The following is a 2,659-nucleotide window of genomic DNA, read 5'->3' as shown; positions in this document are numbered from 1 at the left end:
AAGGCCCGACGCCGGTGTCGGCGCTGATCCACGCCGCGACCATGGTGACCGCCGGTGTGTTCATGGTGGCGAGGCTGTCGCCGTTGTTCGAGCTGGCGCCGGACGCGCAGGCTTTTGTGATGTTCATCGGCGCGACCACGGCGATCTTCGCGGCGACGGTCGGTCTCGTGCAGAACGACATCAAGCGCATCGTGGCCTATTCGACCTGCTCGCAGCTCGGCTACATGTTCGTCGCGATGGGAGCGGGAGCCTATTCGGTCGGGATGTTCCATCTGTTCACGCATGCCTTCTTCAAGGCGTTGCTGTTCTTGGGCTCGGGATCGGTGATTTACGCGATGCATCACGAGCAGGACATCCGCAACATGGGCGGCCTGAAGGATCGCATTCCCTACACCTATTTCGTCATGGTGATCGGCACGCTGGCGCTAACGGGCTTTCCGCTGACCGCCGGCTATTTTTCCAAGGACGCGATCATCGAATCCGCTTACGCGTCCCATAATCCCTTCGCCTATTACGGATTCATGATGACGGTGATCGCGGCCGGCCTGACCTCTTTCTATTCATGGCGGCTGATCTTCAAGACCTTCCACGGCGAGCCGCACGATCAGGCTCACTACAAGGCCGCGCACGAGAGCCCGATCTGGATGCTGATTCCGATCGGCATCCTTGCGGCCGGCTCGATCCTCGCGGGCTTCCCGTTCAAGGAGCTTTTTACCGGCCACGGGGTCGAAGAGTTCTTCAGGGATTCGCTGAAGATGCATCCGCACATCATCGAGGAGATGCATCATATTCCCGAGACGGTCGCCTTCCTGCCCACCGCGATGATGATCCTGGGATTTTTGGTGGCGTGGCTGTTCTATATCGGCCGGCCTCATATTCCTGTCCGGCTCGCCCGCGAGCATCAGATGCTCTATCAGTTCCTGCTCAACAAGTGGTACTTCGACGAGCTGTACGACCTCATCTTCGTCCGTTCGGCGAAGTGGCTCGGACGCTTCCTGTGGAAGAAGGGCGATGGCTACGTCATCGACGGCTTTGGTCCCGATGGCGTTTCGTCCGGCGTGCTCGATGTCACCCGGAACGTGGTCAGGCTGCAGAGCGGCTACCTCTATCACTATGCGTTTGCGATGCTGATCGGCGTCGCCGGCCTGATCACCTGGTTCATGTTCGGCGCGGGAGGCCAGTGAAATGACGACCTGGCCTGTTCTGTCGGTCACGACGTTTTTGCCGTTGGTCGGCGCGATTCTGGTTTACGTGATGGCTCGTGGCGGCGACGACGCCGCCAACCGGACCGCGCGCTGGATCGCACTGTGGACGACTGTTGTTACGTTTGCGGTGTCGCTAATCCTGGTCACCCGCTTTGATCCCGCCAATACCGACTTCCAGTTTGTCGAGGAGTCGACCTGGTTGGCGGCCGGCATTCGCTATCACATGGGAGTCGATGGCATCTCGCTGCCGTTCGTCATCCTGACGACGGCGCTGATGCCGCTCTGCATCGTCGCGAGCTGGAAATCGATCACCAGTCGCGTGCCGGCCTACATGATGGCATTCCTGATCCTGGAAACGCTGATGGTCGGCACGTTTTCGGCGCTCGACCTGCTGCTGTTCTATGTCTTCTTTGAAGGCGGCCTGATCCCGATGTTTCTCATCATCGGGATCTGGGGCGGTCCGCGCCGCGTCTATGCCACCTTCAAGTTCTTCCTCTACACGCTGCTTGGGTCGGTGCTGATGCTGCTGGCCATCATGGCGCTGTACTGGAATGCCGGCACCACGGACATTCCGACGCTGATGCACACTGCGGTTCCATACAATCTGCAGAAGTGGGCGTGGCTCGCCTTCTTTGCCTCGTTCGCGGTCAAGATGCCGATGTGGCCCGTGCATACCTGGCTTCCCGATGCGCACGTCGAAGCCCCGACGGCGGGCTCGGTCATTCTGGCCGCGATCCTGTTGAAGATGGGTGGCTACGGCTTCCTGCGCTTCTCGCTGCCGATGTTCCCGCTTGCGTCGTATGATTTCGCGCCGCTGGTTTTTGCGCTCTCGGCCATCGCGATCGTCTACACCTCGCTGGTCGCGCTGATGCAGGAGGACATGAAGAAGCTGATCGCCTATTCGTCGGTCGCTCACATGGGCTTCGTGACCATGGGAATCTTTGCCGGCACCATGCAGGGCATCCACGGCGGCGTGTTCCAGATGGTGTCGCACGGCATCGTATCCGGCGCGTTGTTTCTCTGCGTCGGCGTCGTCTACGACCGCATGCATACGCGGGAAATCGCGGCCTATGGCGGGCTCGTCAACCGGATGCCGCTCTACGCGCTGGCGTTTCTCGTTTTCACGATGGCCAATGTGGGGTTGCCCGGCACGTCCGGATTCGTGGGTGAATTCCTGTCGCTGATCGGCACCTTCAAGGTCAGCATTCCCACGGCGGTGGCGGCGACGCTCGGCGTGATCCTGTCGGCGGCCTACGCCTTGTGGCTGTATAGGAAGATCGTGTTCGGGGCGCTGGTCAAGCCGACGCTGGCGACCATCAAGGATCTCACCTTCAGGGAAGGGCTGACGCTGGCGCCGCTGGTGGCGCTGACGATCCTGTTCGGCGTTTACCCGAAGCCGGTGCTCGATCTGTCGGCAGCTTCCGTACAAAATCTCGTCAATAACTACGCAAGCG

The 2,659-nt window shown here is 60.5% G+C and carries 2 protein-coding genes; both read left to right on the top strand.

Translation table 11 applies throughout. The features are described from left to right. A partial coding sequence (locus tag BGN91_RS03150; RefSeq protein WP_292610498.1) for an NADH-quinone oxidoreductase subunit L occupies positions 1 to 1,184 on the top strand: 1,184 nt, incomplete at its 5' end. A gap of 1 nt (position 1,185) precedes the next feature. Further along, positions 1,186 to 2,659, top strand: a 1,474-nt coding sequence (locus tag BGN91_RS03145) for an NADH-quinone oxidoreductase subunit M (protein ID WP_292610497.1), incomplete at its 3' end; no start/stop codon positions are given.

The sequence above is a fragment of the Nitrobacter sp. 62-13 genome (assembly GCF_001896955.1).
GTDB lineage: Bacteria > Pseudomonadota > Alphaproteobacteria > Rhizobiales > Xanthobacteraceae > Nitrobacter.
The sequence above is the reverse complement of the archived record's forward strand: the minus strand, read 5'-3'. Positions and strand labels throughout refer to the sequence as shown.